Origin of the sequence: Microbacterium sp. B35-30, assembly GCF_010634855.1 — a bacterium.
Classification (GTDB): Bacteria; Actinomycetota; Actinomycetes; order Actinomycetales; family Microbacteriaceae; genus Microbacterium.
Window position 1 is genome coordinate 59,056 of sequence record NZ_MWLQ01000047.1, and the last position, 6,972, is coordinate 66,027.

At 66.7% G+C, this 6,972-nt stretch carries 4 protein-coding genes; 1 reads left to right on the top strand and 3 read right to left on the bottom strand.

All coding sequences use genetic code 11. The features are described 5' to 3' along the window. Window positions 1–2 precede the first annotated feature (2 nt). The 3 genes from B2K11_RS19045 to B2K11_RS19055 all read right to left on the bottom strand — a co-directional run bounded on the left by B2K11_RS19045 (window position 3) and on the right by B2K11_RS19055 (window position 3,456). Window positions 3–842, bottom strand: a complete 840-nt coding sequence (locus tag B2K11_RS19045) for a sugar ABC transporter permease (RefSeq protein WP_204260198.1) — start codon at window positions 840–842, stop codon at window positions 3–5. A gap of 194 nt (window positions 843–1,036) precedes the next feature. Then, window positions 1,037–2,326, bottom strand: a complete 1,290-nt coding sequence (locus tag B2K11_RS19050; protein ID WP_163620663.1) for an extracellular solute-binding protein — start codon at window positions 2,324–2,326, stop codon at window positions 1,037–1,039. 47 nt (window positions 2,327–2,373) lie between these two features. Next, window positions 2,374–3,456: a LacI family DNA-binding transcriptional regulator gene (locus tag B2K11_RS19055; protein WP_163620664.1), complete on the bottom strand. Its 1,083-nt coding sequence runs from the start codon at window positions 3,454–3,456 to the stop codon at window positions 2,374–2,376. Between the two features lie 372 nt (window positions 3,457–3,828). Between B2K11_RS19055 and B2K11_RS19060 the strand changes: the two genes are divergently transcribed. Continuing rightward, window positions 3,829–6,750: a LuxR family transcriptional regulator gene (locus B2K11_RS19060; protein WP_163620665.1), complete on the top strand. Its 2,922-nt coding sequence runs from the start codon at window positions 3,829–3,831 to the stop codon at window positions 6,748–6,750. Window positions 6,751–6,972 lie beyond the last annotated feature (222 nt).

The window sequence follows — 6,972 nt, forward strand, 5'->3', positions numbered from 1 at the left end:
GATCAGCTCCTTTCGCGGGTGAGGTAGCGCTGGATGCCGGAGACGATCAGGACCAGCACGAAGAACACGAGCGAGATCGCGGACGCCAGTCCCGTCTGCAGCTGCTGGTATCCGGTGCGCACCGCCTGGTAAACGACCGTGGTCGTGGTGTCGAGCGGCCCGCCATCGGTCATCACCGCGATCTGGGTGAACAGGCTGAATGCGGCGATGGTGATCGTGACGAGGATGAGGGTGGCCGTCTGTCGCAGCCCGGGCCAGGTGACGTAGAGGAACTGCTGCCACCTGCTCGCCCCGTCGATCTCGGATGCTTCATAAAGTTCTGCGGGGATGGTCTGAAGGCCGGCGAGCCAGATCACCATGTGGAATGCCACGCCCTGCCAGATCGACATGAACATGATGGCCGGCATGGCCCAGACGGGATCGTTGAGCCAGTCGATCGGGGTGTACGTGCCGAAGCTCAGCGCCCCGAGCACCTGATTGATGAGGCCGTCCTTCTGGTACATGAAGCGCCACAGCAGCGAGACGACGACCATCGAGGTGACGACGGGCAGGAAGTAGACCGTGCGGAAGAAGTTGGTGCCGCGCACTTTGGCGTTCACGAGCAGCGCCAGCAGCAGCGCGAATCCCGCCTGAACCGGGACGACCACGATCGCGAAGTAGAACGTGTTCCGCACCGAGGCCCAGAACACCGGATCGGTGAAGAGGTACGCGAAGTTGTCCAGCCCGACGAACCGACCCGGACGAGGCGAGATGAGCCGGGTGTCGGTGAACGCGAGCCCGAACGCCAGCACGATCGGGATGATGAGGAACAGTATGAACAGGACGATCGCGGGGCTGATCATCCAGGCGGCTGCGGATCGCTCACCTCTGAGCGCCCGGGCCCTGTTCCGCCTCACGGGCGGGTCGGGAGGAGTGTCGATCGACTCCGCCCGGGCAGCGTCGAACGTACGGAATGTGGTCATGGTGATACCCCTGTCAGTCCGTGGGTGCGGCGCTGGTGCGCAGCACCGCACCCACGGGATGGCGACGTTCTAGATCAGAACGTGTAGCCGCCGTTCTGCTCGATGTCGCGGTCGATGTCCGTGACAGCCTTGTCGAGGATCGCCTGCGCGTCGCCACCCGCCAGGATGTCCTGCGTGGCCTTCTGGAACACCGATGAGATGTATGGGTAGGCGGCCGTCTCCGGTCGCACCACCGCGAACTGGTTTGCGAGCTCGAGGTAGATGCGACTGTCGCCGCCCTCTGCATACGCGGGGACCTCATCCGCGGCAGCGAGCGTTCCCGGGATCAGCCCGGTTGCCTCGGCGTAGTCGACGAAGTACTTGGTGTCATGCGCGAACTCCAGGTAAGCCTGAGCGCCCTCCACCTCGTCACAACTGCTTGTCAGGCCCCACTGCCACGACCCCGCGCCGATGGTCGGCCCGTTGCCGAAGTCCGGCGGCGGCAGCACCACCGCATCGTCGAACGCTTCACGAACGGTGGTGTCGGCCCAGTTGCCGGTGTAAAGAATGCCGCTCGTTCCGTTGACCCAGTCCGCAGTGGCATCCGTTCCCGATGTCTGCGCCATGTAACCGTTATCCACGAGGCCGCGGAACCACGTCGCCCACTCCAGCGCCTCCGGGCCGTTGAGGGCGCCGTCGGCGGTCTCGAAGCTGGAGCGGTCGATCAGGTCGCCGCCGAAGCTCTGCAGCAGGGGTGAGTAGGCGTAGGGGATCCATTCGCCGCCGCCGCCGGTGCCGAAATCGACCGGGTACTCGAACTGGCCCAACGCGTCGATCTTGGTCAGCGCCTCGTTGAACTCTTCACCGGTCCAGGGTTCCTCGACCGTGGGGATGCGGACCCCCGCGGCGTTGAGCGTGGATTCCCGGCTGAACATCGCGAGGGCGACATCGAAGAAACCGTAGGCGTACACCTCCCCATCGATCTTGCCGAGGGTGCCCTCGAGCTGACCGTCGTAGGTGTCGTCGGGGAGCCCGAGCGGCTGGATGTAGCCGGCCCACGCCCAGTTCGCGACGTTCGGTCCGTCGATGTCGACGATGCACGGCAGATTGTCGGACGTCGCTGCCGCGACCACGGCGTCGTTGTAGGCGTCCTGTGGGAAGTCGGTGACTTTCACGACGTAGTCGTCCTGGCTGCCGTTGAAGTCGTCGACGATGGTGTTGATGACTCCGAGCTCGGCGTCGTTGCCGCCGGCATGGGTCCAGAGGTCGATGGTGGTTGCACCATCGGACCCGTTGCCGGATCCTCCTGCGGCGCAGCCCGCTGTTGCGACGACCGCGAGGGTCGTTAGGCTAGCCGCAACGATGCGGCCGATTTTTCGGGACACTGATCTCTCCTGTTCGGGTGGTGATTGTCTTGCGGTTCATCGACGGATCAGGCGTTGCCGCGCCTGTCAGCCGGTTGGTGCCACTCTCCCGGGCTCGAATCCTGGGAGGGTGGCGCTACCGAGTGCCGGTGGATGACCGGTCCTCGGATGCGTGTCGTCGGTGCAGCGGTGGGTGTGCGACCCGTCGAGATCTGGTGGAAGAGCTGCTCAGCTGCCCATACGCCCATGTCGTAGTGGGGAAGCTCAACCGTTGTGAGGCCGGGGTAGAGCCCGTCGGCGATGAAGTCCTGGTTATCGAAGCCAACGATCGACACTTCCTGCGGGATCCGGAGGTGCAGCTCGGCGGCGGCGCGGTACACGCCCATCGCGAGGCGGTCGTTGAAGCAGAAGATGCCGGTCGGCCGGTCGCTGTTTTCCAAGAGGCGTCGTGCCGCCTGGTAGCCGCCCTCGGGATCGGCGTCCGCGGCGATCACCTGCAGGTCCTCGTGGGCGAGCCCCCACGCTGCGGCGCGTCGACGGAAACCCTCTTCTCGGCCGAACGCGGCGGGTATGTCATCGATGTCGTTGATGAACGCGACCTTGCGGTGTCCGGCCGCGAGGAGGACCTCCGCGGCGTCTTCGCCACCGGCTGCCTCGTCGGGCACCGCCCACGCGACAGCGGGGTCGGCACAGGAGGCGTTGATGAGCACCGTGGGCACGCCGGCGAGTTTCGCGGGAAGCTCCACGGGGCGGTGGTACATCGCCGCATAGAGGATGCCGTCGACCTGCCGGCGAAGCAGTGCATCGATCTCGCGTTCCTCGACGGCGCGTTCGTAGCCGGTGTTGACGACGAAGACCACGGAGTCATGGCTGGTAGCCACATCCTGCGCACCGAGGATGATCTTGCCGGCGAACGGTGTCGTGGCGATCTCGTCGCCGATCAGGCCGATGGTGTGCGAGCGCTGCGTCCGGAGGCTCTGCGCCAAGATATTCGGGGCGTACCCCAGCCGCGCAGCCTCAGCCAGCACACGTTCACGGGTCTCCGGATGTATCCGCTTCCCAGGGACGTCGTTGAGCACGTGCGAGACCGTCGTGATCGAGACGCCGGCCGCTGCCGCGACCTGCTTGATCGTCACTCTGCTCTGCGCCATTGCTTTGCCCAATCGTTTTGCCCGGCATCAGTATGCGCATCGACGCCGTGCTGCGTCAAGTGCGAAAGTGAAGTTGACCGAATCGTTACTGGCCGTGGTGCGGCGCTTCCGGATTCTCGGATGCGACGTCCCTGCCTCAACGATTCGACGCGCCGCCCGAGGGTGCCGAGCTGACCAAAAGAACAGTGGCCCGGCCATCCGTTCAACGTGCCCCAGCAGCGACGAGAGGGATCCAAAAGGAATGAGCAGTCGCCCAATCTTCCGAATGACCAAGGTCTTAGGGGCTCAGCACGACTTAGGACGATCCCCTGGTTCAAGACCGCCGGTGGGTGCCACGATGGGGGAATGGCCCGATCGCGGTCCTCGCCTCGAATGGTCGCACGCACGGAGGAACTGGGGCTCCTCCGCGACGCGTTCGCGCGCGGTCGAACGGGACAGCCCAGCGTTGTGCTCGTGCGCGGCGAAGCAGGCATCGGCAAGACACGCCTCGTAGAGGAGTTCATCGCGGGCATCGACTCCGACGAATCACCGCCAGTCGTCGTCGCCGTCGGTCAGTGCGTCCATCTCGGAACCATCGGGACACCCTTCCTACCCGTCCGGCGACTGCTGCGAGCCCTGCGGGGGAAAGTCGGAGATAACGCCTTCCGCGAGGCAGTGCAGGCGCCCGGACGTCTGGCAGTGCTGGGGGCGATCCTTCCCGAACTGGCGACCGAAGGGCCTGCATCGCTGCCGGGCAACCCCGGGCTTCTCGCGGACGCGATCGAACAGCTCCTTGTGAACCTCTCCTTCGAGCGCCACCTCGTTCTCGTCCTGGAAGACCTGCATTGGGCGGACGCGTCGACGCTCGACCTGCTGCGTTCTCTCGCCATCACGGACGACGGATCGCACCTCACGATCATCTGCACATTCCGCCTCGACGACCTACATTCCGGCGATCCGGCCGCTCAGTTCCACGGCGAAGTGAGCGCCAGTCGCTCCGCGACGACAGTCGAACTCGGCCGACTCGCCCCCGCACACACCGCCGAGCTCATCGGCGAGCTCTCGCCCGGCCTGGACCCTCGCGCGGCGGCGCGGGTCGCGGCGCGCAGCGAGGGCGTCCCCTTCATCGTGGAAGAACTGGTCGGGGTCGACGACGGCACCCTCCCCTCGACCCTGCGCGACATCGTGCTGGCGCGCATCGCGCGTCTGTCGCCCGATGCGAGGAATGCCGTGTCCGCACTTGCCGTGGGCGGCGACCGCGTCGACCACGCCGTCTTCGCGGAGATCGATGCGCGGGCAACGGCCGCGTCCATGCGAGAAGCGATTGAGTCACGCGTGCTCGTCGCAACCGACGGCGCGTACCAGTTCCGCCACGCACTCATCCGCGAGGCCGTCTACAACGAACTCCTTCCCGGCGAGCGCGCCGCGCTGCACGAGCAGTATGCGCGCGCCCTTCAGCCCCGTCTCGATGACGGGGAAACAAGACTTGCGACGGCCGCCGCGGAGCATTGGCTGCGCGGAGGAGACCTTCCTCGCGCTTTCGACGCATCGATAGTCGCGCGCGAATACGCACGCGCAAGCCTCGCGGTCACGGGCGCGATCGAGCTCGGCGACCGACTGCTCAACCTGTGGGCGCAGATTCCGGACGCGGAGGCCCGCGCGAGGACGACTCTCGCCGACATGACGGTCACGATCATGCAGGAGTGCAACGCCATCGGGCGTATTACCGAGATGATCAGCATCGGCACCCGGACCATCACGGCACTTGGCGCCGCGGACCCTGTCGGCCGCGCGCGCGTCCACCGGTGTCTCGCTGTGGCGTACGCCAACGGTGATCGACCGAGAGAGGAGCGGCTCGAGCTCGGCAAGGCGCGGCGCCTCCTCGAGCGGGAGCACGGTCGGTCGAGGGATGCGACGCTTGCCCTCGTCGTGAGCATGGAGCTCATCTCGGCTGTCGCCGATGATCGTCTGCGGTTCCGTGGCGAGGTCGACGAGTGCCTCGAGCTCGCCCAGCGGTCATGCACCGACACGGAGATGGGCCCGGTCCTCACACACGCGGCCTGGGCACTCGCCGATCGGGGGTTCCTGCTCGATGCGGCCCGTCTGATTGAGCGGGCTGTCGAGGGGAGCCTTCTGTCCGGCAGCCTGGCGGCGCGCACGGTCGAGTCGCATGTCCTGGATCTGCTCGGCCGTTTCGACGACGCCGCTGAGGTTTCGGAGCAGTCTTTGACACTCGCGGGTGAGCTCGGGGTTCGCCCCGGTGAGGGGCTGCTCACGTTCTTCCTCACATCTGTCGCATGGGCCCGAATGGCCCTCGGGGATCTGCCCCGCGCGCACGCCGCTCTCTCACAGGCCATGGCAGACGTCCCTGAAGACGGCGGTGAACCGGACCGCGGTCGGATCGCCGTCATCGGCGCGACGATGGACACGTGGGACGGGCGCCCGCTCGACGCGGCGGCGGTCGAAGCAATGACCGCGTTGGCCGGCGGCGACGCCGACGATCGGCTCTCTGTGATGGTCGTGACTGCCGAAGACGAACTCAATCGGACCGAGGACGCCTCCGGGCTGGGGCGGCGGCGGGCGACCGAAGGCGCCGTCCGAGCTTTCGCGCCCCTGGCGGACCCCTCCATCTCGACCCACACGGGCGACCTGCGCGCCGCCCTTCCGGCAATGGCGCGTACGGCGCACCGAGCCGCCGCCGAAGGACTCGCAGGCGAACACCTCGCGCAGCTGATTCGCACGCGCGACGCCACGATCGCCGACCTCGGCGACGACCCCGCCGGGCTCACGTTGCGCGCCGTGGCCGCAGCCGAGGTGACGCAGGCCATAGAGCAAGACGTCGTAGACGCCTGGCATGCAGCCGCGGACGCGGCCGCGGCGGGGTTCGTTCCGGTCCGCTATCGCCTCTACGCGGAGTACCGACTCGCGGTGGCGCTCACTCAGGCCCGCGACACGACCGGGGCAACACGGATGCTCTCCCATCTGATCGACGAAGCGCCGACGAAGGGAGCTGCGGTCGTCGGCAAGTGGGCACGGGCTCTCGCTTCACGACACGGCATCCGGGTCACCCCGCGACGCGAAGCGGCTCCCCCTGATCCGACGACTGGCCTCGAGAGGCTAACGCCGCGCGAGCACGAGGTGCTATCGCTGGTCGCTCAGGGACGCTCGAACCCAGAGATCGGCCGCAAGCTGTACATGTCGCCCAAGACCGCGTCGGTCCACGTCTCTTCGATCCTCGTCAAGCTTGGCGCGAGCAACCGCACCGAGGCGGCGACGATGTATGCAACGGCTCTGGCTCACGGGGATGCCGACTGAGTGGTCCGTTCCGGCATCCGTTCGCGCCATTCTTAATGGGTGGGACGACTCGCAGTGGGGACTCGCTTGTCGTGGCTGGCGCTCGGCGAAGTCCTCACCGAACTCACCCTCAACCCCGCCCACGGCTACCAACGCAAAACGGCTGGACCCCCGCCTCCGGGGGTTCAGCCGTTCACGATGTCCTGAGACATCACACATCACAATGGCGGTGACGGTGGGATT